Origin of the sequence: Pseudomonas sp. AAC, from assembly GCF_000725445.1 — a bacterium.
Taxonomy (GTDB): domain Bacteria; phylum Pseudomonadota; class Gammaproteobacteria; order Pseudomonadales; family Pseudomonadaceae; genus Pseudomonas; species Pseudomonas citronellolis.
The window spans coordinates 455,527-481,207 of sequence record NZ_KL647099.1 but is presented as its reverse complement, the minus strand read 5'-3'; the positions used below and the strand labels follow the sequence as shown (position 1 = coordinate 481,207).

Sequence of the window (25,681 nt, the reverse complement as noted above, 5' to 3'; positions counted from 1 at the left end):
CGCCGGTAAACACCATTCGCGAGTAGGAGCGCGCCCTGCGCGCGAAATCGCGGGCAGGGCCCGCTACATCGGCATGACATGGCGGATAGCCACAGGAATGCACGGTCGTAATTGGATGGACTCACCCTCACCGAGGCGTCGAGGCGCCACGGTGGCGGTCTAAGAAGCCACCGACAGTGAGGGTGAATCCATGAAAAAGCATACGACGATGAATAAGCCGGTGTCTGCAACCGATGTATCGGTGTGCACGACAGTCGCCGTGGATCTGGCGAAAAAGGTCTTCCAGGTGGCGGGGGAAGACGCCCAGGGTCAACTGGCATACGAACAGCGAATCAAGTCGCGTGAAGCGTTTCAGGTGTTTCTGCAGAAGCTGCCGGAGGGCGTGACGGTGCTGATGGAGACCGGTCCTGGAGCACAAGCCTGGGCCCGGCTGCTGCAGGCGCAGGGCAACCTGGTGCGTATCCTGCCGGCCCAGCGGGTGGCCGAGCACCGGAGCGGAGCGAAGAATGATCGCAATGATGCCCACGCCATTCTGCGGGCGGGCCGGGATAGCAGTATTGCGTCGGTGCCGGTGAAGAGCGTCGCGGCACTGGCGATGCAGGCCTGGCACCGTGTCCGGCGGGGCTATGTGCGGCGGCGCACCGCCATGGGTAATCAGATCCGCGGGCTGCTGCTGGAGCAGGGTATCGCCCTGGCGCAGGGGGATGTGGGCTTGAAGCAAGGTGTCACCCGGGTGCTGGAAGACGCTAGACAGCCGTTGCCGGCGCTGCTGCGCGAGCTGATCGACGAGATGCTGAACGAATGGAAACGGCTGGGCGAGCGTATCGCCGCGCTGACCGGGCGTCTGGAAGCCTGTGCCGCCGCCGACCCGACAGCCAAACGGCTGATGACGGTACGTGGTATCGGTCCGATCACGGCTACGGCCTTGCTGGCCAAACAGGTCGAGCCGGAACGTTTCGCCAATGCGCGTCAGTTCGCTGCCTACTTCGGCATCGTGCCCGACCAGCACAGCAGCGGGCAGAAGGTGCGGCTGGGCAAGATGACCAAACGTGGCGACGCCTATGTGCGCAGCCTGATGGTCGTAGGCTCGCATGCGGTGTTGAAGCAACTGCGGCCCGATTCCGAACACCCGGATGATCGGCGCCTGCAGCGCTGGCTACAACGTCTGGGGCGCAAGGGCGCGGCAGTGCGACTGGCCAACCGCAACCTGCGTATCGCCTGGGTGCTGCTGTGCAGCGAACAAACCTACCAGCGCAAGCCGAATGCTTGCCGGGAGATGGAAATGAGCCACTGATCAACGAGTTCCCGCCAACGGGGCGCCAAGTCGCTCCAACCCTTGCTGAAGAACATTGACCCCTGGTCAGACCGTCGCGGATCGATGCCTACGCTCCTACCGGCCTTCGAGGCCTCTTTGTAATCGGCATTCCGCGGGCTTACCCAATGTTGGCCAGAAGCCCGACGTGGCTTCCTCGAACAGGCCTAATACATAGATGCAGTCGGGTTTTCATGTTCAAAAGCGGGTTGACGGTGGGGGTGAGTCCATACATAGGAGCGGACCTTGTCCGCGATAACCGGAACCACCGGCGCGGTTCGCGGATGAGATCCGCTCCTACGCTGCCCCACCCGCGCCATTCCCATGGGGGATTCACCCCGCCGCCCGCGCCTCGTCCTCTTCGCGCTGGGCGAGGAACTCCAGCATCTTCTGGCTGCCATCGGTGAGGTCGGCGCAGATGGCCACTCGCGCCGCGGCACCATCGCCTTGCTGCAGCGCGTGCAGCACCTCCCAGTGGTGCTCCACCGCCATGCGTTCGTTGAAGCTGCCGTAGGTCCGCGCGATCAGCGGCCCGGTGCGCATCCACAGGCTGTCGAGGAAGCCCTTGAGCAGCGGCATGCCGGCGATCTCGGCGAGGGCGAAGTGGAAGGCCTGGTTGAGCTTGAGCGCCGCCACCAGGTCGTCGGCGTGGATGGCCGCGAGGTTGTCGCGGATGTTCTTCTCCAGCATCGCCAGTTGCGCGGGCGTGACGCGGCTGGCCGCGGTCTCGGCGGCCAGGCCCTCCAGGGCCACGCGGATGCTGCGGATTTCCAGGTACTGCTCGCGGCTCAGCACCGGCACGCGGATGTCCCTTGGCGTGCGCAGCACCAGGGCCTGCTCCTTGGCCAGTTGCAGGATGGCGTCGCGCACCGGCGTCACGCTGGTGCCCAGTTGCTGCGCCAGGTCGCGGATGCGCAGGCGGTCGTCGGGCTGGAAGCGTCCGGTGATCAGCGCCTCGCGCAGCAGCGCGTAGACGCCGCTGCCCAGGTAGGCGTGGTTGAGGCCGTCGATGGGGTAGTTCATGGGCTCCTCGCAGGTTCCGGGCGCGATGATGCGGTGCTGGCCGGCGAATTGCCAGCCACCGGCTCAGACGTGCTGGCCGCCGTTGACGTGGATTTCCGCGCCGTTCACGTACGAAGCCCCCTGGGTGCAGAGGAAGTGGATCAGCGAGGCGACCTCCTCCGGCTTGCCCAGGCGGTGCATGGGGATGTCGCGCTCGACGATCAGTTCGGTGCCCGACGACAGGATCGAGGTATCGATCTCCCCCGGCGCGATGGCGTTTACCCGCACGCCGTGGCGGCCGAAGTCGTAGGCCATCTCACGGGTCAGCGCCGCCAGCGCGGCCTTGGACGAGGCGTAGGCGACGCCGGCGAAAGGGTGCACCCGCGAGCCGGCGATGGAAGTGACGTTGATGATGCTGCCCTGGGCCGCCTTCAGCTCCTCGAACAGCCCGCGGGCCAGCAGCGCGGTGGAGAACAGGTTGACGTTGAACACCTTCAGCCAGGTGCCGTAGTCGCTCTCCAGCACGCCCATGCGCTGGCCTTCCGGGCCCTTGGGCGAAATGCCGGCGTTGTTCACCAGGGCGTCCAGTCGGCCGCCGAGCTTCTCGCGGATGGCTGGCAGGGCGGCCTCGACGCTGGCGATGTCCTCGAGGTCCAGGTGGATGTGGTTGAGCAGCCCCTCGGCCCAGGGGCATTCGGCCACCCAGTCCTGGCGCGAGGCGGTGAACACGCGCCAGCCGGCGGCGTTGAAGTGCTTCACGGTGGCGTGGCCGATGCCGCGGCTGGCGCCGGTGAGCAGCAGGGTCCTGGGTTCGCTCATGTGCGTGTCCATCCATTCGGGCTTGCGGAGTGCGTTCGATGATGACGCAATCGGCCACCGAATAAAATATGATGCATCATATTTTCTTTATGCTTTAATGGCCGCCAGCCCCACAAGAACGACAAGCACGACAAGAACCGGAGCCACCGCGCATGCCGCTGACCGCCCTCGCCCACGATCCCCTGCTGGAAGCCGCGCCCGCCCAGGTCACGCCGGACCAGGCCGCGGCCATCGCCCGCGATTGCTTCGGCCTGGAAGGCCCGCTGCAACGCCTGGCCGGGGAGCGCGACCTGAACTTCCAGATCGGTGCCCACGACAGCGCCAGCCGCCTGCTCAAGCTGTCCCACCCGCTGGAGGACCCGCAGGTGGTGGACTTCCACAACCGTGCCCTGCTGCGCGTCCAGCAGGCCGACCCGAACCTGCCGGTGCAGCGCGTCTACCCAGCCCTCGACGGCCAGTACCAGACCTGGGTGGAAGTGGACGGCCAGCGCATGCTGGCGCGGCTGATGTCCTTCGTCGAAGGCCTGCCGCTGCACCGCGTGCCGCAGCGCTCGACGGCGCTGCGGCGCAATCTGGGCGAAGCCCTGGCGCGCCTGGACCTGGCCCTGCACGGCTACCAGCACCCGGCCTCCGGCCACGAACTGCTCTGGGACCTGCAGCACGCCCAGCGCCTGCGCCCGCTGCTGCGGCACATCGACGATGAGGAACTGCGCGCCCTGGTCGAGCGCGCCCTGGACAACTTCGAGGAACACGCCCTGCCGCGCCTGCCGACGCTGCGCGCCCAGGTGATCCACAACGATCTCAACCCGCACAACGTGATAGTCGACGCCGCGCACCCCGAGCAGTTGCGCAACATCCTCGACTTCGGCGACATGGTCCATGCCCCGCTGGTCAACGACCTCGGCGTGGCCGCCGCCTACCAGCTGGGCAGCGAGGGCGACGTGCTGGCCCCCGCCCTGGAGTTCATCGCCGCCTATCACGCGCGCAACCCGCTGCTGGAAGCCGAGCAGGACATCCTCTGCGACCTCATGGCCACCCGCCTGGTGCTCACCCTGGGCATCACCGCCTGGCGCGCCAGCCTGCACCCGGAGAACCGCGACTACATCCTGCGCAACGCCCGCCAGGCCCGCGCCAGCCTGCAGGGCCTGGCCGGGCTGTCCCGATCCGAGGCGCGCGAACGCATCGCCCGCGCCTGCCACGAGGAGTCCCCCGCATGACCATGACCAATGGCTACAGCCCGGCCGACGCCGAGCGCCTGAGCGACAAGGAACGCAGCCTGATCGAGCGCCGCGAGCGCCTGCTCGGCCCGGCCTACCGGCTGTTCTACGAGCGCCCGCTGCACACGGTGCACGGCGAGGGCGTGTGGCTCTACGACGAGCGGGGCCGGCGCTACCTCGACGCCTACAACAACGTCGCCTCGGTCGGCCACTGCCACCCGCGGGTGGTCGAGGCCATCGCCCGCCAGGCGGCGGTGCTGAACACCCACACGCGCTACCTGCAGGAAGGCATCCTCGACTACGCCGAGGACCTGCTGTCCACCTTCCCCGCCGAACTCGGCCAGGTGATGTTCACCTGCACCGGCAGCGAGGCCAACGACCTGGCCCTGCGCATCGCCCGCCACCACACCGGCGGCAGCGGGGTGATCGTCACCCGCTTCGCCTACCACGGCGTCACCGGCGACATTTCCGAACTCTCGCCGGCATTGGGCAGCGGCATCACCCTGCCCGCCCACGCGCGCACCGTGCGCGCGCCGGACGCCTACCGCCTGGGCGCGGAGAACGTCGCCCGCCTGCTCGCCGAGGACGTGCGCGCCACCATCGCCGACCTGCGCGCCAACGGCATCGAGCCCGCCGCGCTGCTGGTGGATGGCATCTTCGCCAGCGACGGCGTGTTCGCAGGCCCCATCGGCGTCCTCGCCGAGGCGGTGGCCGTGGCCCGCAGCGAAGGCCTGCTCTACATCGCCGACGAAGTGCAGAGCGGCTTCGCCCGCACCGGCGAACGCATGTGGGGCTTCCAGCGCCACGGCGTGCAGCCGGACCTGGTCACCCTGGGCAAGCCCATGGGCAACGGCCAGCCCATCGCCGGCGTGGTGGCGCGCCCCGAGGTGCTGGAAAGCTTCGGCCGCAGCGTGCGCTACTTCAACACCTTCGGCGGCAACCCGGTGAGCTGCGCCGCCGGCCAGGCGGTGCTCGATGTGATCCGCGAGGAAGGCCTGCAACAGCGCTCGGAACGGCTCGGCAACTACCTGCGCGAAGGCTTCCAGCGCCTGGCCCGGCGCCACGAACTGATCGGCGACGTGCGCGGCGCCGGGCTGTTCCTCGGCGTGGAGCTGGTCGCCGACCGCGCCAGCAAGGCCCCGGCCGCCGCGCAGACGCGCCGGGTGGTCAACGCCATGCGCGAGCGCGGCGTGCTGATCAGCGCCGCCGGACCGCAGGAGAACATCCTCAAGATCCGCCCGCTGCTGGCCTTCGAACAGGAACACGCCGACCTGCTGATCGATACCCTGGACGCCGCCCTGGCCGAAACCGCCGGCTGAGCGGGGCGCGCCGCTACAGGTGCACGCCCAGGTTGAGCATCCCGGCCGAGTTGCCCAGCACCACGAACTCGCTGGCGAAGCGGCCGACCTGGGCGCCGACCGAGGGAATGACGGCCGGCGCCACGCCGTAGCGGTTGAGCGGGATCTTGTCGCGGTACTCGCCGCGGTAGCCCTGGATGGCGCCGCCGGTGACCTTGAAGTAGAACGGCGAGTCGTCCAGGTCGAAACGCTTGCCGGCGTAGACGTAGTTGGAGCGCTGGCGGAACGAATTGCGGAAGGTCGCGCCGCCCCACACCCAGCCATCGGCGCGGTTGCGCTCGACACCGATCAGGTCCTGGTGGTTGTTGTGTTGCGGGTCGTGGTTCCAGTGCCGGGTGAACACGCTGGTCTGCAGGTACCAGGAATCGCCCTCGCCGGCCCAGGCAGCGGGCGCCAGCAGCAACGCCGCCAGCAGGATCAGTGCCTTGTTCATGACTGTGCCTCCTGCACGGCGGCTCAGAGCGTCACGCGGCTGGCGCCGTTGACGCTCATGATGCGAACGCGGTCGCCAACGCGGAAGCGCTGGCCGGCATCCACTGCCTGGACGTAGGCGCGGGACATGCCGTCGTCCTCGCGGACCACGATTTCCACGCCCTGGGTACGCGTCAGGCCCTCTTCCAGCGCCGAGCCGGCGGCCCCACCGGCGACGCCGCCGAGGACGGTGGCGATGGCGGCGCCACGGCCACCCCCGATGCCGCTGCCGGCGATACCGCCGACGGCGGCGCCGGCCAGGGTGCCGATCGGCGTCCTGGTGCCTTCGATCTGCACCGCGCGCAGGGATTCGATGGTGCCCATGCGCACGCTCTGCACCGCGCGGGCATCGGCGCGGGAATAGCTGCTGCCGGACAGGTTCGAGGCACAGCCGGACAGCACCAGGGCGCTGCCGACGAAGGCGGCGAGCAGCAGGAAACGGGAGGCTTTCAAGGTCGGGTTTTTCATGCTCGGGTCCTCGCGGACGGTCACTAAGGGAATGGACAAAGCCTATTCCCTCGTCACTGAACACCCCCTGAACTCCAGCTGAACCCGCACTGAACGAAGCTGAACGAAGCCGGTTTCAGCCCTGAAGTTGCAGCAGACGCTGGCGGGCGCGCTCGAACCAGGCCAGCAGGTAGTCCACCAGCAATTGCGTGCGCCGCGGCAGCCCGCCCTGGTACGGGTGCACCAGGAACACCGGCGTGCTGCGCGTCTGGTAGTCGCGCAGCAGCCAGCGCAGGCGGCCGTCGGCCAGTTCGTCCTGGAGCATGTAGGACGGCAGCCGGGCGATGCCGACGCCGGCCAGCGCCGCCTTCTTCAGCAGGGTGTAATGGTTGCTCGCCAGCACCCCGCCGACCTCCACGCGGAACAGCTCGTGCTGGCGCTGGTACAGCCACGGGCCAGGGCCCGGGTAGTGGGTGTTGAGCAGGCAGTTGTGCCCGGCCAGGTCCGCCGGCCGCTGCGGCTCGCCGTGGGCGGCGAGGTATGCCGGGGTGGCGCAGGTCAGTTCCTGCAGGGCGAACAGCGGATGCGCCACCAGGCGCTCGTCGCCGCCGACGCCGGAGCGGATCGCCAGGTCGAAGCCGTCGGCCACCAGGTCGCGGCGCTCGTTGGCCAGGTCCAGTTCCAGGCGGATGCCCGGGTGGCTGCGGGAGAACTCCACCAGCCAGGCGTCGAAGAAGGTCTCGCCGAGGGACACCGGCACGCTCATGCGCACCGTGCCGCGCGCCTCCTCCTGCAACCGCGCCACCGCCTGCCGCGCCCGCGCCGCCTGGGCGTTGAGCGCCTGGGCCTCGGGCAGCAGCGCCTGACCGGCGGCGGTCAGCGCCAGGCTTCGCGTCGTGCGATGCAGCAGGGTCACGCCCAGGGCGTGCTCCAGGGCGCTGATGCGCTTTGACAACTGCCCCTTGCTGCAGCCCAGGCGCTCGGCGGCGCGGGTGAAGCTGCCGCATTCCAGCAACACGGCGAAAGCCGAGAGGTCTTCCAGTTCGCCCATGATTGTTTCCCCACGAAAACGCCAGGTTGCCGATTACCCCGGTTATCTCAACAAAATACGTCCCTAGACTGGCTCCGTCACCCACTCACTCCCGGAGTCAGCATGAAGATCATCCTCGTCGGCGCCAGCGGCACCCTCGGCCAGGCCGTGGCCAGCGAACTGGGCCAGCGCCATGAGATCGTCCGCGTCGGCCGCAGCAGCGGCGACCTGCGGGTGGACATCACCGACAGCGCCTCGATCCGCGCCCTGTTCGAGCAGGTAGGCCCCTTCGACGCCCTGGTCAGCGCCGCCGGCAAGGTGCACTTCGCCCCGCTCGCCGAGATGGGCGAAGCGGAGTACGCCGTCGGCCTGAAGGACAAGCTGATGGGCCAGGTCAACCTGGTGCTGATCGGCAGCCGCTACGCCAACGACGGCGCATCCTTCACCCTGACCACCGGCATCCTCAGCGAGGAGCCGATCCGCCAGGGCAGCTCGGCGACCATGGTCAACGCCGCGGTGGAAGGCTTCGTGCGCAGCGCCGCCATCGAACTGCCGCGCGGGCAGCGGATCAATGCGGTGAGCCCGAACGTGCTGGTGGAGTCGATGGCGGGCTACGGGCCGTTCTTCCGCGGCTTCAAGCCGGTGCCGGCGGCGGACGCGGCGCTGGGGTTCGCGCGGAGCGTGGAAGGGGCGGAGACGGGGCGGGTCTACAAGGTTTGGTGAGTGTGGGGCGGGGGCTACTTGCTACTTGTAGGAGCGAGGGGGACGCCTAGTTCTTGCTCGCGAACGAGGTTATCCGGCGACTTCGGTGCGCATCCTCAAGAGCGCCCTCTCCCTAACCCTCTCCCTGAAGGGAGAGGGGACCGTTGGGCAGATGTGGGTGTTCTGGCGTTAGCCGGCAATACCGAAGGTTCCAGCTGAAACCATTCCTTCTCTCGGCACGGACAAGCCCCCTCTCCCTTCAGGGAGAGGGTTGGGGAGAGGGGACGGCGTCAACCCCAAACACCGAAGCCACCGGATAACTCCGTTCGCGAGCAAGAACTAGGCGTCCCCCTCGCCCCTACGAAAAGCCAACCCCCTCACTCCTTCTTCCCCGCATAACACACCGGCGAACTCCCCTCCCCCACCCTTTCCATCTCGTCCTCCAGAAACTCCGCCAGCACCCGCGCATTGTTGTGCTCGGTATCCTTCGCGCCATAGAGCAGCGTCAGCTCGCCCTTGCCGGCGATGCCCAGCAGCTTCCACCAGTGCTCCGGGTGCGCCGCCAGTTCGGCGTGGTAGGCGCGGCGGAATTCTTCGAACAGGCCGGGATCGTGGTGGAAGCGCTGGCGCAGCTCGGTGGACGGCGCCACGTCCTTGAGCCATTCGTCCATGTGCAGTTCTTCCTTGCTGATGCCCCTGGGCCAGAGCCGGTCCACCAGCACCCGGTAGCCGTCCTCCGCGGCCGGGGCCTCGTAGGCGCGCTTGTAGCGAATCATCGGATACCTCCTTTTGCGACTGTCCCTACCACTGTAGCCCTTGAGCCGGTGCCATTGGCTCGGTAACGTGGGCGCATTTTTCCGGGAGCCCTATCTCATGCGCCAAGCCCGTCTCTTCCTCTATGCCCTGCTGCCCCTGTTCGCCGCCTGCCAGGTGTGGAAGCCCGAGCCCACCCGCCAGGATGCGCCGACGCGGATACAGGGCGAGGTCACCCGCGAGGACGGCGGCCTGGTGCTGCGGCCGTGCAACGAGCAGCGCCGCTTCAACCTGGTGGACGGCGCCGACAGCGCCGTGGCCCGCGAGTCTCGCGACCTGTTCGCCGACGGCGCCGGCAAGCTGTTCATCGACGCGCGCGGCGCCTATTCCGGCGGCCAGGCCAGCAACACCGACGGCAAGTTCGAGGTGCGCTCGCTGTACCGCCTGCAGAACGAGGGCCACGGCTGCGACGACCCCAACTTCAGGCAGACCATCGTCCAGGCAGGCGGCAACGAGCCGGGCTGGAGCGTGATGGTCAACGCCCAGGGCCTGCTGCTGCAGCGCCCGGGGCAGCCGGACCAGGTGCTGCCCTACGTGGTGGAAAGCGTGCCCGGCGGCAGCAGCAGCTATTCCACCGAGGCCAACGGCGAGAAGCTGGAGCTGTGGGTGGCCCCGGCGCGCTGCGTCAACAGCATGAGCGGCGCGGTGAACAACCTCACCGCCGAGCTGCGCCTGGACGACAAGGTCATGCGCGGCTGCGCCTACCCCGGCGCCGCCTACCAGGAATAAGCCGGCCCGTCACAAGCCCAGCGCCGGCAACGCCTCCGGCAGTGCGCTGCCCTGCTCCACGCAGGCGCGCACCGCGTCGATCAGCGGCTCCAGCTGGAAGCCCTGCTGGATCAGCCACAGCGGCTCGTAGTAGCTGGTCGCGTAGCGTTCGCCGCCGTCGCAGAGGATCGCCACGATCGAGCCGGACTCGCCGCGCGTGAGCATGCTCCGCGCCGCCAGCAGCGCGCCCACCAGGTTGGTCCCGCTGGAGCCGCCGACGCGCCGTCCCAGGCGCTGCGCCAGGTAGTGCATGGCCGCCAGCGACCAGGCGTCGGGCACCTTGACCATGGCGTCGAGCACCGCCGGCAGGAAGGAAGCCTCCACCCGCGGCCGGCCGATGCCCTCGATGCGCGAGCCGCAGTCCAGGGTCAGGCTGCGGTCGCCGGTGCGGTAGGCATCGAAGAACACCGAGCGCTCGGCGTCGGCGCAAAGCACGCGGGTCTGATGCCGGCGGTAGCGGGCGAAGCGCCCGAGGGTGGCCAGGGTGCCGCCGGTGCCGGGGCTGGAGACCAGCCAGGCCGGCTCGGGAAAGCGCTCGTGGCGCAGCTGCTGGAAGATCGATTCGGCGATGTTGTTGTTCGCCCGCCAGTCGGTGGCGCGCTCGGCGTAGGTGAACTGGTCCATGAAGTGCCCGCCGCTCTCGCGGGCCAGGCGTTCGGACTCGGCGTAGATCTGCGTGGGGTCGTCCACCAGGTGGCTGCGGCCGCCGTAGAAGGCGATCTGGGCGATCTTCTCCTTCGAGGTGCTGGCCGGCACCACGGCGATGAAGGGCAGCCCCAGCAGGCGCGCGAAGTAGGCTTCGGAGATCGCCGTGGAGCCACTGGAAGCCTCGATCACCGGCGCCCCCGGCTTCAGCCAGCCGTTGCACAGCGCATAGAGGAACAGCGAGCGCGCCAGGCGGTGCTTGAGGCTGCCGGTGGGGTGGCTGGATTCGTCCTTGAAGTACAGGTCGATGCCGGGCAGGCCCGGCGCCTCCAGGGGGATCAGGTGGGTGTCGGCGCTGCGCTGGAAGTCCGCCTCGATGATGCGGATGGCTTCGCGGGTCCAGTCACGGATGTCGATGGACATGGGGCGGTTCCTCGTTCGGTCAGTCGAGCACCCCGGCGGGCGCGGGCGTGGCGCTGCGCCACTGGCTGAGGGCGACTCCGGCGAATACCAGGCCGGCGGCCAGCAACTGCTGGCCGTTCAGGCGCTCGCCCAGCAGTAGCCAGGCGAACACCAGGGTGAACACCGGGATCAGGTTGATGAAGCCGGTGGCCTGGCTCGCCGGCAGCCGGCTGACGCCGAAGTTGTACAGGCCGTAGGCGCCGACGGTGACCACGCTGCCCAGGTAGACCAGGGCGAACAGCCCCTGGCCGCTGGGCGCCGGCGGCACGCCCGAACTGAAAGCCGCCAGCGGCAGGAAGAACACCGAGCCGATGAAGGCCTGCATGGCGGTCAGGATGAAGGGCGAGTAGCGCGCCGACAGGTGCTTGAGCAGCAGGGTGTAGCCGGTGGCGCAGACCATCGCCAGCAGTTCGAAGAAGTTGCCCAGCAGCGGCTGCGGCGCATGCTGGTCGGGCTCGCCGGCGAGGGTCAGCCAGAGCGCGCCGAGCACCGCCAGGGCGAAGCCGGCCCAGGTGTTGCGGGCGATGCGCTCGTGCAGCAGGAGGAAGGCGCCGACCGCCACCAGCAACGGCAGCAGCGCGGTGATCATCCCGGCCTGGGCAGCGCTGGTGTACTGCAGGGCGAAGGATTCGCAGACGAAGTACAGGCACGGCTCGCACACCGCCAGGCCCACCAGGTACTTCCAGTCGCCCGCCTGGTAGTCCATCCGCCCGCGCCAGCGCCAGGCGGCGAGGAAGATCAGGCTGCCGATGGCCATGCGGGCGAAGATCACCCACATCGCCGGCCATTCGGCGAAGGCCAGTTTCAGGGCGATGAAGGAACTGCCCCACAGCGCCATGGCCAGGACCAGGCATGCCAGGGCGAAGGGCCGGGACTGCTGCACGGGACGCTCCAGGAAATGAATCCCCGCAGTATAGAAGCGCGCCGCGGGTGGCCGACAGGCACAGCGCCGGGGGAAAACTGTAATGGCCTGCGCCAGCGTCTCTCCCGCCCGTAGGAGCGGATCTCATCCGCGAACCGCGCCGGATCCTCCGGCTATCGCGGACAAGGTCCGCTCCTACCCCCTCCGGCAAGCACGAGACCCGTAGGATGGTGTTGAGCGAAGCGATACCCATCAGCGCAACCGCATGGGTTTCGCCAAGGCTCACCCCATCCTACGAAGAGCACCCCGGCGCAGCCGGAAGCCCTACTCCCAGGGCTCCCCGCGGGTACGCGGCGTGCGCGGCAGGCGCGCCTGCATGGCGGCCTTGGCCAGCAGGTGGGCGCTGACCGGCGCGGTGATGAACAGGAACAGGGTGATCAGCACCTCGTGCAGGCTCACGCCGTTGCCGCTGGTGCTGAAGTACAGCAGCGAACCCAGCGCCACGCCGCCCACGCCGAGGGTCGAGGCCTTGGTCGGCGCGTGCAGGCGCGTGTAGAAGTCCGGCAGGCGGTACAGGCCCACGGCGCCGAGCAGGGCGAACAGGCTGCCGCCCAGCAACAGCGCGCTGACGAGGATTTCCACCAACAGGTTCATTCGATGATGTCTCCACGCAGCAGGAACTTGCACAGCGCCACGGTGCTGACGAAGCCCATCACCGCGATCAGCAGCGCCGCCTCGAAATACAGGCCGCTGCCGCTCCACAGGCCGTACAGCAGGATCAGCGCGATGGCCTCCACCGAGAGGGTGTCCAGCGCAAGGATGCGGTCGGCCGCGCTCGGCCCGCGCACCAGGCGCGCCACCGTCAGCAGCAGGGCCAGGGCGATCAGCGCCAGGCACAGCGGGATCACGTAGGCGAGCATTCGAACACCTCCTTCAACGGCGCCTCGTAGCGCGCCTTGATGTCCGCCACCAGGGCCTGCGGGTCGGGCACGTCCAGGCCGTGCACCAGCAGGCTGCGGCGGTCGGCGCTGAGGTCGGCGGAGACGGTGCCGGGGGTCAGGGTGATGACGCTGGCGAGGATGGCGATGGGCAAATCCTCGCGCAGTTCCAGCGGCACCTCGACGAAGCCCGGCTGCAGCTTGCCGGTGGGCCCGAGCACCAGGCGCGCGACCTGCAGGTTGGCCACCACGATGTCGTACAGCACCAGGCCGATGAAGCGCAGCAGCAGGCCCGGGCGGCGGATGCGCAGCGGCGCCAGCAGCATGTCGCGGCACAGCAGCGGCAGCGCCAGACCGAGCATGCCGCCGAGCAGCCAGTGGCCGAAGGAGAAGTCGTCGACCAGCAGCACCCAGCCCAGCAGCAGGCACAGGCTGAGCAGCGGATGCGGCAGCAGGCGGCGGATCATGTGCCACCTCCGGCCAGGATCGCCCGGCGATAGAGGTCGACATCCAGCAACTGCTCGGCGGTGGCCTGCAGGTAGGCCTGCAGCGGCTTGGCGAACAGCACCAGCAGCACCGCCGAGGCCAGCAGCGCCACCGCAGCCAGCAGGCGCAGCGAGTCACGCTCGGCGTTGCCGAGGACGCTGCGCCCGGTGTTCCAGAACAGCGTGCTGCCGGCGCGGCTGAGGGTCACGGTGACCAGCAGGCCGCTGCCCAGCACCACAGCCCACAGCGCCAGCGCCTCGCCGCCGCTGGCCGAACGCAGGATCAGCAGCTTGGCGAAGAAGCCGGAGAACGGCGGCAGGCCGGCCACCGCGATGGCGCCGACGAAGAACAGCGCGCCCAGCAGCTGCGGCTGCAGCAGCGCCGGGCCCTGTACCAGCAGGCCGGCCTTGTCGCCGCGCTGGCGGGCGATCAGGTCGGCGAGCAGGAACAGTCCACCCACCACCCAGGTGCTGTGCAGCAGGTAGAACAGCAGCGCCGCCAGGGATTGCGCGGAACCCAGCGCCAGCACCGCCAGTTGGGTGCCGGCGGAAATCACCACCAGGTAGGCCAGCAGGCCCTGCAGGCGCGTCGCCGCCAACGCCCCGAAGGTACCGACCAGGATGCCCGCCAGGGCCAGCGGCCACAGCCAGGCCTGGGCCAGGTTGGCCAGCTCGCCGGCGTGGTCGCCGAAGATCAGCGTGTACACCCGCAGGATCGAGTAGATGCCCACCTTGGTCATGATCGAGAACAGCGCCGCCACCGGCGCGCTGGCTTCGGCATAGGCCCGCGGCAGCCAGAAGTACAGCGGCAGCAGCGCCGCCTTGAGGCCGAACACCACCAGCAACAGCAGCGCCGCCGCGCGCACCAGGGGCGCGTCGGCCGCGCCCAGCTGGGCTACGCGGACGGCCATGTCGGCCATGTTCAGGGTGCCGGTGACGCCATAGAGCGTGCCCACGGCGATCAGGAAGAACGCCGAGCCCACCAGGTTGAGCACCACGTAGTGCACCCCGGCGCGCACCCGCCCTGCCCCGCCGCCGTGCAGCAGCAGCGCGTAGGAGGCGATCAGCAGGATCTCGAAGAACACGAAGAGGTTGAACAGGTCGCCGGTGAGGAAGGCGCCGTTGAGGCCCAGCAGCTGGAACTGGAACAGCGCGTGGAAGTGCTTGCCGCGGCGGTCGTCGCCGCGCAGCGCGTACAGCAAGGCAAAGCTGGCCAGCACCGCGTTGGCCAGCAGCATCAGCGCGCTCAGGCGGTCGAGCACGAGGATGATACCGAACGGCGGCTGCCAGTTGCCCAGGGCGTAGAACTGCACCTGGCCGCCGGCGGCCTGTTGCAGCAGCAACGCGGCGATCGGCAGCAGCGCCAGGGTGGCCAGCAGCGAGATGCCCCGCGCGGCGCGCGAGGCGTGCCCGGCGAGCAGCAGCAGGCAGCCGGCGAACAGCGGCAGCAGGACTGGCGCAATCAGCAGGTGATTCATTCGCCGTCCTCCCGCGCCTTGCCGTCGACGTGGTCGTCACCGGTCTCGGCCAGGCCGCGCAGGGCCAGGACGATGACGAAGGCGGTCATGGCGAAGCCGATGACGATGGCGGTCAGCACCAGCGCCTGGGGGATGGGGTCCCCGGGGTTGGCCACCTGGCCCAGCACCGCCGGCTCGCCGGCCAGGCGGCCCATGGCGAAGAGGAACAGGTTCACCGCATAGGAGATCAGGGTCAGGCCCAGCACCACCGGGAAAGTGCGTGCCCGCAGCAGCAGGTACACGCCACTGGCGGTGAGCAGGCCGAGGGTGATGGCGAACAGCGCTTCCATCAGCGGGCCTCCTTGGCCGGCGCCGGCTGCGGCGGCGCGTTCAGCTCGCCGAGGCCGGCGAGGATCAGCAGGGTCGCGCCCACCACGGAGAGGTAGACGCCCAGGTCGAAGAGCATGGCCGTGGCCAGCTCGAACTCGCCCACCAGCGGCAGCTGGAAGTGGCCGAAGGACGAGGTCAGGAAGGGATAGCCGAAGGCCCAGCTGCCCAGGCCGGTGAGGCCGGCGACGAACACGCCCAGGCCGGCCGTGCGCGAGTAGTTCAGCGGCAGGCGGGTATGCACCCAGCGGCTGCCGCAGGCGATGTACTGGAGGATCAGCGCCACCGCGGTGACCAGCCCGGCGATGAAGCCGCCGCCCGGCAGGTTGTGCCCGCGCAGGAAGATGAACACCGCCACCAGCAAGGCCAGCGGCAACAGCAGCCGGGCCAGGGTGGCGAGGATCGGCGGGTGGGCGTCGGCCGACCAGGCCAGGCCCTCGGCGTCGCGGGCGCGGCGCGGCAGGCGCAGGCCGTCGAGCAGGGCGAAGATGCCCACCGCGGCGATGGCCAGCACGCTGATCTCGCCCAGGGTGTCGAAGCCGCGGAAGTCGACCAGGATGACGTTCACCACGTTGTGCCCGCCGCCGCCGGAAACGCTGTGCTGCAGGTAGTAGCCGGCGATGCTGTCGTAGGGCCGGCTGAACACCGCGTAGGCCAGCAGCGCCACCATCACGCCGCAGGCCAGCGCCACCAGGAAGTCGCGCAGGCCACGCAGGCTGCTGCTTTCCTTCGGCGTGCGCTGCGGCAGGTAGTAGAGCGCGAGCATCAGCAGCACCATGGTCACCACTTCCACCGCCAACTGCGTCAGCGCCAGGTCCGGCGCGGCGAAGCGGGCGAAGGCCAGGGCCACCAGCAGCCCGGCGATGCTCAGCAGCACCAGCGCCACCAGGCGCTGGCGGTGGAACACCACGGTCAGCGGCCCGGCCAGGGCCAGCAGCGCCAGGCACAGGGCGGTGACGGCATCGACCTCGACGAAGGCGCGGCTGCCGGCCAGCGCAGGCAGGCCCGCCAGGCCGGCGCAGACCACCACCACGGCCGCCAGCAGCAGCCAGAGCACGTAACGTTGCAGCGAACCGTTCTCCAGCAACCCGGTGAGCCCACTGGAGAAGCGTACCAAGCGCTGCACCTGCGCCTCGAACACCGCCTTGGCATCCACCGCCGGCAGGCCGGCGAACCAGGCGAACAGCGGCCGCCGCTGCAGGTACAGGGCGATGCCGCCGACCAGCGCGATCAGGCTCATCGCCAGCGGCGCGTTGAAGCCGTGCCAGATCGCCAGGCTGTAGGCCGGCAGCGCGCCGTTCAGGCTCGCCGAGGCGGCCGCCGACAGCAGCGGCGCCACCGTCCAGGCCGGGGCCATGCCCACCAGCAGGCACAGGCCCACCAGCACCTCCACCGGCACCTTCATGTAGCGCGGCGGCTCGTGGGGCGTCTTCGGCAGGTCGACCGGCTCGCCGTTGAAGAACACGTCGTGGATGAAGCGCACCGAATAGGCCACCGAGAACAGCGTGGCCACGGTGGCGAGGGTCGGGATCAGCCAGTTGAAGGCGCCGGCCATGTTCTGCGAGAGGGTCTCGCCGAAGAACATCTCCTTGCTGAGGAAGCCGTTGAGCAGCGGCACCCCGGCCATGGACGCGGAAGCCACCATCGCCAGCACCGCGGTGTGCGGCATGTACTTCCACAGGCCGTTGATGCGGCGCATGTCGCGGCTGCCGGTCTCGTGGTCGATGATGCCGGCGGCCATGAACAGCGAGGCCTTGAAGGTGGCGTGGTTGATGATGTGGAAGATCGCCGCGACGTTGGCCATGGGCGAATCCAGGCCGAACAGCAGGGTGATCAGGCCCAGGTGGCTGATGGTCGAGTAGGCCAGCAGGCCCTTGAGGTCGTTCTGGAACAGCGCCAGGAAGGCGCCCAGCAGCAGCGTCGCCAGGCCTGTCAGGCCGACCAGGTAGAACCACAGGTCGTTGCCGGCCAGCGCCGGGTACAGGCGCGCCAGCAGGAACACCCCGGCCTTGACCATGGTCGCCGAGTGCAGGTAGGCCGACACCGGCGTGGGTGCCGCCATGGCATGGGGCAGCCAGAAGTGGAAGGGGAACTGCGCCGACTTGGTGAACACGCCCAGCAGCACCAGCACCAGGATCAGCGGGAACAGCGCGCTGGCCTGCAGCACCTGGCGCGCGGCGAGCACGTCGCTCAGCTCGAAGCTGCCCACCACCTGGCCGATCAGCAGGATGCCGGCGAGCAGCGCCAGGCCCCCGCCGCCGGTGACCGCCAGGGCCATGCGCGCGCCGCGGCGGGCGTCGGAGCGGTGGCTCCAGAAGCCGATGAGCAGGAACGACGACAGGCTGGTGAGCTCCCAGAACACCAGCATCAGCAGCAGGTTCTCGCTGAGCACCACGCCGAGCATGGAGCCCATGAACAGCAGCAGGAAGCCGTAGAAGCGCCCGGTGGGTTCGCGCTCGGAGAGGTAGTAGCGGGCGTAGAGGATCACCAGCAGGCCGATGCCGAGGATCAGCAGGGCGAACAGGAAGCCCAGGCCGTCCAGGCGCAGGCTGAGGTTCAGGCCCAGCTCCGGCAGCCAGTCGTAGCGCGCCAGCAGGCGCTCGCCGCCGAGCACGCCGCGCTGGCCGAACAGAATCCCCAGGCCCAGCAAGGGCGCGACGGCCGCCGCCGCGGCGCAGGCGCTGCGGCCCAGGCGCTCGAACAGCGCCGGCAGGCAGCAGCCCAGGAAAGGCAGCGCGATCAACAGCGCCAGCATCATCACCTTCTCCTTAATCCTTCAGACATGGCTGACTTACCAGGAAAGCCATGGAACCGGGCGATTATCCATATCTATCGAATGCGCGTCTTGGATAGAACTATTACGAAAGGCTGGGCGCGGGAAAAAGCGCTACCCGGAAACGATAGCGCGCGACACCGGAAACCGGTGTCGCGCGCCAGGAAAGGCTGCCGCCCGGGTGGGCGGAGCGGGCCGATCAGTGGGAAACGCGGCTGGTGCCGTTGACGGTCAGGATGCGCACGCGCTCGCCGACGCGGAAGATGGCGCCCTGGTCGACTTCCTGCACGTAGGCGCGGGAGCTGCCGTCGTCTTCGCGGACGGTGATCTCCACGCCCTGGGTGCGCGTCAGGCCCTCTTCGGTGGCCGCGCCCAGCAGGCCGCCGGCCACGGCGCCGATGATGGCGGTCACGTAGCTGCCCTTGCCGCCGCCGATGGCGCTGCCGCCGATGCCGCCCACGGCGGCGCCCGCCGCGGCGCCGATCGGCGTCTTGGTGCCCTCGATCTTCACCGGACGCAGGGCTTCGATGGTGCCCCAGCGCACGTTCTGCACGGTGCGGGCCTCGTCACGGCTGTAGGTGTCGCCGGTCAGGCTGGACTGGCAGCCGCCGAGGGCAAGGGCCACTGCAGTGAAACCGGCGAGCAGGAAGGCGGATTTACGCATACGGGAACCTCCGGATAGATATGTGAATATTAGACTCTGCCGCGCCACTTGCTGTCACGCCGGCCAGGTCAAAGTTTTCGTTCGATTCAGCCGCCGTACAGCTTCGTCCTACAGCTGCGGCAAAAGCGCGCGTTCATTCCCCCATCCCGCCTGGGGTAAGGTCAGCATCCCCACGAGGAAGGCCCATGGACTACTTCATCATCGTCGTCACCACCGCCGCCGGCCTGTACTTCCACTGGTGGCTGTTCGTGCGCATCCGCCGCTGGATGGACCGCGACCTGGCGCTGTCGCTGGCCGGCGACGACCCGCACAAGCGCGAGTACCTGCTGCAGTGCCTGCAACTGGCCCGCGACGAAGGCGTGTCGCGCAGCGAGCTGCCGGCCTGGCTGCAGCGCGCCGCCGACGACTACCGCGCCGGCTGAGCCAGGCTCCACAGGCGCGCCAGCTCCTCGGCGCGCGCCTCCAGCTCGCCCGCGGCGCCGGCCATGGCCTCGGCCAGGCTGATCGGCCCCGGGACCAGGCTGAAGGCCGCGGCGATGCCCGCCTGGTGCAGGCGGCCATAGCCCTTGCCCAGGCTGCCGGCCAGGGCGATCAACGGAACCCCTGCCTCCCGTGCCAGCCGAGCCACGCCGATGGGCGTCTTGCCGTGCAGGCTCTGCTCGTCCAGGCGGCCCTCGCCGGTGATCGCCAGGTCCGCGCCCCGCAGCGCCTCGGCCAGGCCGGAGACCTCGGCCACCAGTTCCACGCCCGGGCGGAAGCGCGCCTTGAGGAAGGCCCGCGCGGCGAAGCCCAGGCCACCCGCCGCACCGACGCCGGGGAACAGGCTGTGGTCCTGGCCCAGGGTGAGCGCGGCGACTTCGGCGTAGCGCGCCAACGCGGCATCGAGCTGGCGGACCTGCTCGGGGCTGGCGCCCTTCTGCGGGCCGAACACCGCCGAGGCGCCCTGCTCGCCGCACAGCGGATTGTTCACGTCGGCGGCGACCTCCACTTCGACTGCGGCCAGGCGCGGGTCCAGGCCAGCCAGGTCGATCGCGTGCAGTCCGGCCAGCGCCGCGCCACCGTCGCCCAGGGGCTCGCCGCGTTCGTCGAGGAAGCGCACGCCCAGCGCCTGCAGCAGGCCCATGCCGCCGTCGTTGGTGGCGCTGCCGCCGAGCCCGAGGATGATCTTGCGCGCGCCGGCGTCCAGCGCCGCGCGGATCAGCTCGCCGGTGCCGTAGCTGGTGGTGCGGGTGGCGTCGCGCTGCTGCGGGGCGACCCAGTGCAGACCGCTGGCGGCGGCCATCTCGATCACCGCGGCGCCCTCCTCCAGCCAGCCCCAGTGAGCCTGTACCGGCGCACCCAACGGCCCGCGCACCGCACATTCGCGGCGCTCGCCGCCGGTGGCCGCCAGCACCGCATCCACGGTGCCCTCGCCGCCATCGGCCATGGGCCGCAGCAGGATCTCGTCGAGCGGCCGCGCCCGCGACCAGCCCCGCGCGATGGCGGCGGCGACCTCGGGGGCGGACAGGCTTTCCTTGAAGGAGTCGGGGGCGATGACGAGTTTCATGGGTGGGTCCGTGGGCAAGGCGAGAGGAGGAATCCTACACCGCATTACCCAGGGTTTCCCCGTAGGGCGCATAACGCCTACGGCGTTATCCGCCGCTTGACCTTGGCCGTATCCCACTCGGACTCATGCCGGAGCGCTCTTCGTAGGATCGAGGGGGACGCCTAGTTCTTGCTCGCGAATGAGCCCCGCAGCGGAGTCTGTTCGCGAGCAAGCTCGCTCCTACGAGAAGCCGTGCCCGCCAGGCCCTGCCCGCGAATCGCGCGCAGGGCGCGCTCCTACATGGAAGGGCGCGGAGCTTTGTACGAGCCGCCGTAGGATGGCGTTGAGCGAAGCGATACCCATCACCACGACCGCATGGGTTTCGCAAGCTCAACCCATCCTACGAAAAGCACCGTGCGGGATCAGGGCGCCAGGCGCTCGCGCTGCCACGCGCCGTCCACCAGGCGGTAGTTCAGGCGGTCGTGCAGGCGGCTCGGGCGGCCCTGCCAGAATTCGATGCGCTGCGGCAGCAGGCGGTAACCGCCCCAGTGGTCAGGGCAGTGCGGGGCGACGTCCATGAAGCGCTTCTCGGTTTCCGCCAGCATCCGCTCCAGTTCCTCGCGGCTGCCGATCACCCGGCTCTGCGGCGAGGCCCAGGCGCCCAGGCGGCTGCCCAGCGGGCGCACGCGGTAGTAGGCGTCGGACTCTTCCGGCGAAACCTTCTCCACCCGGCCTTCGATGCGCACCTGGCGCTCCAGCGCCGGCCAGAAGAAGGTCATGGCCGCGCGCGGGTTGGCCGCCAGCTGGTCGCCCTTGGCGCTGTCGTAGTTGCTGAAGAAGGTGAAGCCGCGGTCATCCAGCCCCTTGAGCAGGAGCACCCGGCAGTGCGGCTGGCCGTCGGTATCCACCGTGGCCAGGGTCATGGCGTTGGGTTCGACCGGCAACTGCTCGGTCTTCACCGCGTCTTCGAACCATTGCTGGAACAGTACGAAGGGCTCCGCGGGCGCCTGGGCCTCGTTGAGTCCGTCCCGGGTGTATTCGCGGCGCATGTCGGCCAGGGTCTGGGCCATCGTCGTCTCCTCGAAAAAGCCAGTGCATTAGCTTAACCAGTGGCAGGCGAGATTGCTTGACCGGCGACAAGCGCCGCGCTGCTTCAGTTGCTCTGGGCCAGGGCCAGCAGGCCGCCACGCGGGGTCAGCATGACTTCGACGCGGCGGTTCTTGGCGCGGCCGGCCTTGGTCTTGTCGTCGGCGACCGGTTGCGCGTCGCCCACGCCCTTGTAGCGCAGGCGGTCGTTGCCCAGGCCACTCAGGCGGAAGATCGCGGCGATGGCCACGGCGCGCTGCTGGCTGACCTTGTCGTTGGCCGCCTTGTCGCCGCTGCTGTCGCTGTGGCCGAGGATGAACACGCCGGCCTGCGGGTCCTTCTCGACGATCTTGGCGACGTTGGCCAGCGGCGCCAGGGTGATCGGCAGCAGCAGTTCCTGGCGCTTGGGATTGAAGGAGCCGTCCACCGGCGCGGTCAGCACCAGGGCGTTGTCGCGGCGTTCGACGCTGAACTTGCTGCCGGCCACGGCGGCGCGCACGGCGGCTTCGTGCTGGTCCAGCCAGGCCTTGGTGTCCTGGGCGCTGGGCGCGGCCACCGGGTTTTCCGCCTTGGCCTGGGCCGAGGCGGAATCGCCGAAGGGCCACCACCAGTGGCCGCCGGCGGACTTGTCGGTGGCCGCGTCCACCTGGGCCACCACCGGCTTGGGCACCTGGGCGGGGGCCTTGGTCTCGGCCTGGGCGCTGGCTGCGCTGTTACCGAACGGCCACCACCAGTGGCTGCCGCCGTCGGCCTTGGCCTGGCTGGGCGCCGGCGCGGCGGCGTCCTGGGACTGGAAGTGGCTGCAGGCGCCGAGGGTGACGCAGAGGGTCAGGGTGGAAAGCTTGAGCAGTCTCATGGGCGGACTTCCATTGGACGGTCTTGGGCAACAGGGACGGACACAAGTTAATGTCGCGAATCAAGATTCGAACATAACTTACTAAGGGAAATGGGTATTTTGCTCTTCAACTGACGAGCGGTGGAACCCCGGCCGTAGCAGCGGGGGAAAAACCGCGACGAAACCCGGCGCGGTTTCCCCATGAAGTCGCCATTCGAGCGGAGCCGCGGCGGAAGGTTCCGCCGCTTCGTCGGCCGGGCGCTGAGCGGCGTCTGGCCCGGGCTCCTACAGGCAGTCGCCGGCGATGCGCGCTAGCTTCTGGGCGCGCGGGTCCATCAGCACGTAGGGGCCGAGGGTGTTGGTGACGAAGCCGAAGGCCAGGCTGCGCTCGGGGTCGGCGAAGCCCACCGAGCCACCGGCGCCGGGGTGGCCGAAGGCCTGCGGGCCGAGGCCGTAGGTGGCGTTGGCCAGTTCCGGCTGGTCGAGCATGCAGCCCAGGCCGAAGCGGGTGCCGGTGAGCAGGGTGCGGTCCTCGCCGCGGGCGTGTTCGCAGGTCAGCTCGGCGAGCAGCGCGGCATCCAGCAGCTTGCCCTGCAGCAGGCCGTCGTAGAAACCGGCCAGGGCGCGGGCATTGCCGTGGCCGTTGGCGGCCGGCTGCTGCATGCGCCGCCACTCGGGCTTGTTGGTGCTGGTGAGGATCGACGGCGGGTTGGTGAAGGCGCGGGTAGTCAGCGCGTTCGGCTCGCTCATCATTGTGCGCAGCAGGCGCTGCGCCGCCGCGTCGCCGAGGTTGCCCTTGGCCCGGGCGATGTGCGCCACGCGGGGGAACTCGGCGTCGTCCAGGCCGATGTGGAAGTCCAGGCCCAGGGGCTGAGCGGTGCGCTCGACGATGGCGGCGCCGGGCTCGCGGCCATCCACCCGGCGGATCACCTCGCCGATCAGCCAGCCGTAGGTGATGGGCGCGTAGCCGTGCTCGCTGCCCGGCGTCCACCAGGGCGTTTCGGCGGCCAGCGCGGCGGTCATGGTCTGCCAGTCGTACAGCGCCTCGGCGGGCAGCATCTGGTGCAGCGCCGGCAGCCCGGCGCGGTGGCAGAGCAACTGGCGCACGGTGATGGCCTGCTTGCCGGCGGCAGCGAACTCCGGCCAGTAGCGCGCCACCGGGGCGTCCAGCTCCAGGCGGCCCTCGCCCACCAGTTGCAGGGCGGCCACGGCGGCGAAGGTCTTGGTGCAGGAGAACAGGTTGAGGATGGTGTCGGCCTGCCAGGCCTGGCCTTCGTCCTTGCCGGCGTTGCCGGCCCAGAGGTCCACCAGGGTCTCGCCGCCGACCTGGATGCACAGCGCGGCGCCTCGCTCCTGCGGGTCCTCGAAGAGCGCGGCGAAGGCGTCGGCTACGGGGGTGAAGCGGCTGTCGCAATGGCCTTGCAGGGTCATGGGGCACTCCGGGCTGTGGGCGAAAGACGCATTCTTCCAGCCCCCTGCCGGCTTGTGAACCCGACCAGGGTAGGGCCGCGGCCATCATGGCGGCGGCGAATGCCGCTCTATTGCACCGCCGGCGCTTCCGGCGCGGCGCTGGCGGTGGCGTCCGGATCGACCCGCGGGGTCGGCGCCTCGGGCGCCGCCTTGGCGGCGGCGCGGGCCTCTTCCAGCGTGGTCTTCATCACCTGCTGGTTGCCCTTGCGCACCGCGTCGATGAAGCCGGCGAACGGCAGGTCGGTGATGCCGACCAGGCCGATGTGGCCGTTCTCGCCGTCGAGCAGGCGGCCGCTGGCGGGCTGGTCGAGGTACTGGAACCAGTGCGCGCCGACGATCTGCGGGTCCTTCACCGCGGCGGCGAGGAACTGCTGGTAGCGCTCGCCGCGCTGCTGCTCGTTGTACACCTCGGAAACCCCGCCCCAGAACGGGCCGCGGTCGCGGGAGCCGAAGTGGAACTCGCTGATCAGCACCGGCTTGTCGAGGCTGCGCACGTAGGCGGCGTCGTAGCCCTGCTGCGGCGTCGGCGCGTAGAGGTTGAAGCTCAGCAGGTCGCAATACTGCGCGCAGGAAGCCAGCGCCTCGGGGGTGTTCACCGCAAAGCGCCCGCCCAGCAGCAGGTGGTTGGGGTCGTGCCAGCTGAGGGAGTCGCGCAGGGTCTTGAAGTACTGGTCGGCATACAGGCGCAGGAAGGCGCTGTAGTCCTGCTCGATGGCCGGGTGTTCCGCCTGCACCGCGGGGGCCTGGTAGCCCGGCGCGTCCAGGTCTTCCCAGGCGCCCAGCTCGATGCCCCAGGCTGCGGCCAGGGCCTCGTGCTCGTGGTACTTGTCCTTCAGCTGCTTGATGAAGGCGCGCTTGGCCGGGCTGTCGGTGGACAGCGCCAGGGTGCCGAAGGCCAGGGCGTAGCGGTTGCGCGGCTCGCTGCCCTGCCCGGCCCAGGCCAGTTCGTTGTCGGCGTAGTAGCCGAGCAGCCAGGGGTCTTCGCGGTGGTCGCGGGTGGCGATGGCGATGGCGCGCTCGGCGGCCATGGCGAATTTCGGGTCGAAGGGGTCGGGCATGGCGCCCCACCAGTCGTAGCCGGTGCTGACCGTGGCGTAGTCGCCGCCGATGGCCAGCGGCAGGCTGTAGGGTATCCGCGAGGCGCCGGCGAAGGCCGGCTGGCTCCAGTTGCCCAGGCCGTTGAAGCCCCAGGCGTCGAGGCGCGCCAGGGTGCGCTCCAGCCAGGCGTCGGCGGCCGGCTGGCCGCTCAGCCCGCCCGTGGCGCGGTAGCGGTTGGCGGCGTAGAAGTCGTACCAGCGGCCGTGGCCGAAGGCCCTGCCCTGCTGGGCGCCGACGCCGTCGCGGTCGTCGCTCTGGCCGTAGAAGTCGGCCAGCGGCTCGCCCTCGGCGGGCAGTTCGGTGAACATGTATTCGCGGCCTTCGACGTAGGTCTGGCTGCTTTCGCTGTTCACCGTGTTCACGCCCAGGGACCAGTACGGGTGCCCGTCCGGCGTCACCAGCCACCAGCGGCCGTTGCGCTTCTCCGTGCGGAAGAAGCCGGTGGCCTGGAAGTCCGGGCCTTCCAGCAGGCCGCCGAAGGTGTCGGTGGGCTGCGCCTGGGCCTGCCATTTCTTCAGTTGCTCGCCCTCGGCCTTCCAGGCATTGGCCAGTTGCTCGACGCTCCTGACCTTCTCCGGCCAGTCGCTGCGGGTGGACTGGCCGTAGGCGTCGATGATGCCGGTGTAGGCCTTGCGCAGCTCGTCGCCGCCGGAACGGGTGCCGAAGCGGCCGACGAGGATGTCCTGGGCCGCCTTCGGGGCGTTCAGGTAGATGCGCACCGCGCCGACCTTGTTGCGCTGCAGCTCGCCGGTGACCACCGGGGCGATGAGCACGCGCTGGCCGTCGAGGCTCATCGGCATCGGCACCCCGGCGCGCATGCCGAACAGCTGCGGCGCGGTGGCCTGCAGCGGCACCAGCAGGGTCTGCGCCGGGCCGGCGGGCAGCGCGACGCTGGCGTGCAGGCCGGGCGTGCCGTCGAGGTTGTCGATGTCGATCTCCAGGGTCAGCGCCCAGTCCATGGCGCTCTGGATGCGCAGACTCATGGCGTCGGCCCGCGACCAGTCCCAACTGCCGCCGGCGGGCTTGAGGGTCAGCGTGGGGCGCGCCGCCGGATG

General features: G+C 69.6%; 26 protein-coding genes. 6 read left to right on the top strand and 20 right to left on the bottom strand.

The window, feature by feature from the left end; genetic code table 11:
- Window positions 1-208 precede the first annotated feature (208 nt).
- Window positions 209-1,294: an IS110 family RNA-guided transposase gene (locus FG99_RS23485; protein ID WP_081884568.1), complete on the top strand. Its 1,086-nt coding sequence runs from the start codon at window positions 209-211 to the stop codon at window positions 1,292-1,294.
- A gap of 351 nt (window positions 1,295-1,645) precedes the next feature.
- Here the strand turns inward: FG99_RS23485 and FG99_RS23480 are convergent, their stop codons facing one another.
- Together FG99_RS23480 and FG99_RS23475 are read right to left on the bottom strand one after the other, a co-directional pair.
- Complete coding sequence (locus tag FG99_RS23480; protein ID WP_043272533.1) at window positions 1,646-2,335, bottom strand: GntR family transcriptional regulator; 690 nt, start codon at window positions 2,333-2,335, stop codon at window positions 1,646-1,648.
- A gap of 63 nt (window positions 2,336-2,398) precedes the next feature.
- Window positions 2,399-3,133, bottom strand: coding sequence for an SDR family NAD(P)-dependent oxidoreductase (locus tag FG99_RS23475; protein WP_009620642.1), 735 nt, complete (start codon window positions 3,131-3,133; stop codon window positions 2,399-2,401).
- 152 nt (window positions 3,134-3,285) lie between these two features.
- Here FG99_RS23475 and FG99_RS23470 point away from each other — a divergent pair, with 152 nt between their 5' ends.
- Both FG99_RS23470 and FG99_RS23465 read left to right on the top strand, forming a co-directional pair.
- Window positions 3,286-4,350, top strand: a complete 1,065-nt coding sequence (locus tag FG99_RS23470; protein WP_043272532.1) for a phosphotransferase — start codon at window positions 3,286-3,288, stop codon at window positions 4,348-4,350.
- On the top strand, window positions 4,347-5,669 hold the full coding sequence (locus FG99_RS23465) for an aspartate aminotransferase family protein (RefSeq protein ID WP_043272531.1): 1,323 nt from the start codon (window positions 4,347-4,349) through the stop codon (window positions 5,667-5,669). The genes FG99_RS23470 and FG99_RS23465 overlap by 4 nt, the downstream gene beginning before the upstream one ends.
- A 13-nt stretch (window positions 5,670-5,682) precedes the next feature.
- Here the strand turns inward: FG99_RS23465 and FG99_RS23460 are convergent, their stop codons facing one another.
- The 3 genes from FG99_RS23460 to FG99_RS23450 form a co-directional block, all read right to left on the bottom strand.
- On the bottom strand, window positions 5,683-6,141 hold the full coding sequence (locus FG99_RS23460) for a hypothetical protein (protein WP_043272530.1): 459 nt from the start codon (window positions 6,139-6,141) through the stop codon (window positions 5,683-5,685).
- A 23-nt stretch (window positions 6,142-6,164) separates the two neighbouring features.
- Window positions 6,165-6,647: an outer membrane lipoprotein gene (locus FG99_RS23455; protein WP_043272529.1), complete on the bottom strand. Its 483-nt coding sequence runs from the start codon at window positions 6,645-6,647 to the stop codon at window positions 6,165-6,167.
- A gap of 115 nt (window positions 6,648-6,762) precedes the next feature.
- Window positions 6,763-7,677, bottom strand: a complete 915-nt coding sequence (locus FG99_RS23450) for a LysR family transcriptional regulator (protein WP_043272528.1) — start codon at window positions 7,675-7,677, stop codon at window positions 6,763-6,765.
- Window positions 7,678-7,779: 102 nt separating this feature from the next.
- Between FG99_RS23450 and FG99_RS23445 the strand changes: the two genes are divergently transcribed.
- Window positions 7,780-8,379 (top strand): short chain dehydrogenase, encoded by a 600-nt coding sequence (locus tag FG99_RS23445; protein ID WP_043272527.1) that lies wholly within the window; start codon window positions 7,780-7,782, stop codon window positions 8,377-8,379.
- A gap of 356 nt (window positions 8,380-8,735) precedes the next feature.
- On the opposite strand, the gene FG99_RS23440 is transcribed toward FG99_RS23445, so the two are convergent.
- Window positions 8,736-9,134, bottom strand: a complete 399-nt coding sequence (locus tag FG99_RS23440; RefSeq protein ID WP_043272526.1) for a DUF488 domain-containing protein — start codon at window positions 9,132-9,134, stop codon at window positions 8,736-8,738.
- Window positions 9,135-9,231: 97 nt separating this feature from the next.
- Here FG99_RS23440 and FG99_RS23435 point away from each other — a divergent pair, with 97 nt between their 5' ends.
- On the top strand, window positions 9,232-9,900 hold the full coding sequence (locus tag FG99_RS23435) for a COG3650 family protein (protein ID WP_043272525.1): 669 nt from the start codon (window positions 9,232-9,234) through the stop codon (window positions 9,898-9,900).
- 9 nt (window positions 9,901-9,909) lie between these two features.
- Here FG99_RS23435 and FG99_RS23430 read toward each other — a convergent pair whose 3' ends face one another.
- The 9 genes from FG99_RS23430 to FG99_RS23390 form a co-directional block, all read right to left on the bottom strand.
- Entirely contained in the window at window positions 9,910-11,007 is a 1,098-nt protein-coding gene (locus FG99_RS23430; RefSeq protein ID WP_043272524.1) for a PLP-dependent cysteine synthase family protein, read from the bottom strand.
- Between the two features lie 19 nt (window positions 11,008-11,026).
- Entirely contained in the window at window positions 11,027-11,929 is a 903-nt protein-coding gene (locus FG99_RS23425; RefSeq protein ID WP_043272523.1) for a DMT family transporter, read from the bottom strand.
- Window positions 11,930-12,232: 303 nt separating this feature from the next.
- Window positions 12,233-12,562, bottom strand: a complete 330-nt coding sequence (locus tag FG99_RS23420) for a Na+/H+ antiporter subunit G (RefSeq protein ID WP_043272522.1) — start codon at window positions 12,560-12,562, stop codon at window positions 12,233-12,235.
- Complete coding sequence (locus tag FG99_RS23415) at window positions 12,559-12,828, bottom strand: K+/H+ antiporter subunit F (RefSeq protein ID WP_043272521.1); 270 nt, start codon at window positions 12,826-12,828, stop codon at window positions 12,559-12,561. Before FG99_RS23415 ends, FG99_RS23420 begins: the two co-directional genes overlap by 4 nt.
- Entirely contained in the window at window positions 12,813-13,313 is a 501-nt protein-coding gene (locus tag FG99_RS23410; RefSeq protein ID WP_043272520.1) for a Na+/H+ antiporter subunit E, read from the bottom strand. The genes FG99_RS23415 and FG99_RS23410 overlap by 16 nt, the downstream gene beginning before the upstream one ends.
- Entirely contained in the window at window positions 13,310-14,809 is a 1,500-nt protein-coding gene (locus tag FG99_RS23405; RefSeq protein WP_043272519.1) for a monovalent cation/H+ antiporter subunit D, read from the bottom strand. The genes FG99_RS23410 and FG99_RS23405 overlap by 4 nt, the downstream gene beginning before the upstream one ends.
- On the bottom strand, window positions 14,806-15,138 hold the full coding sequence (locus tag FG99_RS23400; RefSeq protein ID WP_009620662.1) for a Na+/H+ antiporter subunit C: 333 nt from the start codon (window positions 15,136-15,138) through the stop codon (window positions 14,806-14,808). Before FG99_RS23400 ends, FG99_RS23405 begins: the two co-directional genes overlap by 4 nt.
- On the bottom strand, window positions 15,138-17,933 hold the full coding sequence (locus FG99_RS23395) for a monovalent cation/H+ antiporter subunit A (RefSeq protein WP_043272518.1): 2,796 nt from the start codon (window positions 17,931-17,933) through the stop codon (window positions 15,138-15,140). The genes FG99_RS23400 and FG99_RS23395 overlap by 1 nt, the downstream gene beginning before the upstream one ends.
- Before the next feature lie 214 nt (window positions 17,934-18,147).
- Window positions 18,148-18,612, bottom strand: a complete 465-nt coding sequence (locus FG99_RS23390) for an outer membrane lipoprotein (RefSeq protein WP_009620666.1) — start codon at window positions 18,610-18,612, stop codon at window positions 18,148-18,150.
- Window positions 18,613-18,797: 185 nt separating this feature from the next.
- Here FG99_RS23390 and FG99_RS23385 point away from each other — a divergent pair, with 185 nt between their 5' ends.
- Entirely contained in the window at window positions 18,798-19,034 is a 237-nt protein-coding gene (locus FG99_RS23385) for a hypothetical protein (RefSeq protein ID WP_009620668.1), read from the top strand.
- Here the strand turns inward: FG99_RS23385 and FG99_RS23380 are convergent.
- The 5 genes from FG99_RS23380 to FG99_RS23360 form a co-directional block, all read right to left on the bottom strand.
- Window positions 19,019-20,158 (bottom strand): glycerate kinase, encoded by a 1,140-nt coding sequence (locus FG99_RS23380; RefSeq protein ID WP_043272517.1) that lies wholly within the window; start codon window positions 20,156-20,158, stop codon window positions 19,019-19,021. The two genes, FG99_RS23385 and FG99_RS23380, sit on opposite strands and share 16 nt — an antisense overlap.
- A 401-nt stretch (window positions 20,159-20,559) precedes the next feature.
- Window positions 20,560-21,207 carry a pyridoxamine 5'-phosphate oxidase gene (gene pdxH / locus FG99_RS23375; protein WP_009620672.1) on the bottom strand — a complete coding sequence of 216 codons (648 nt, stop codon included), beginning with the start codon at window positions 21,205-21,207 and terminating at the stop codon, window positions 20,560-20,562.
- A gap of 83 nt (window positions 21,208-21,290) precedes the next feature.
- Complete coding sequence (locus FG99_RS23370; RefSeq protein ID WP_043272516.1) at window positions 21,291-22,079, bottom strand: OmpA family protein; 789 nt, start codon at window positions 22,077-22,079, stop codon at window positions 21,291-21,293.
- 264 nt (window positions 22,080-22,343) lie between these two features.
- The gene (locus FG99_RS23365; protein WP_043272515.1) at window positions 22,344-23,489 is read right to left on the bottom strand and encodes an EstA family serine hydrolase; all 1,146 of its coding nucleotides are present in this window, start codon (window positions 23,487-23,489) and stop codon (window positions 22,344-22,346) included.
- A gap of 107 nt (window positions 23,490-23,596) precedes the next feature.
- Window positions 23,597-25,681 (bottom strand): beta-galactosidase (locus tag FG99_RS23360; protein ID WP_256204901.1); only part of this gene is annotated, 2,085 nt, incomplete at its 5' end.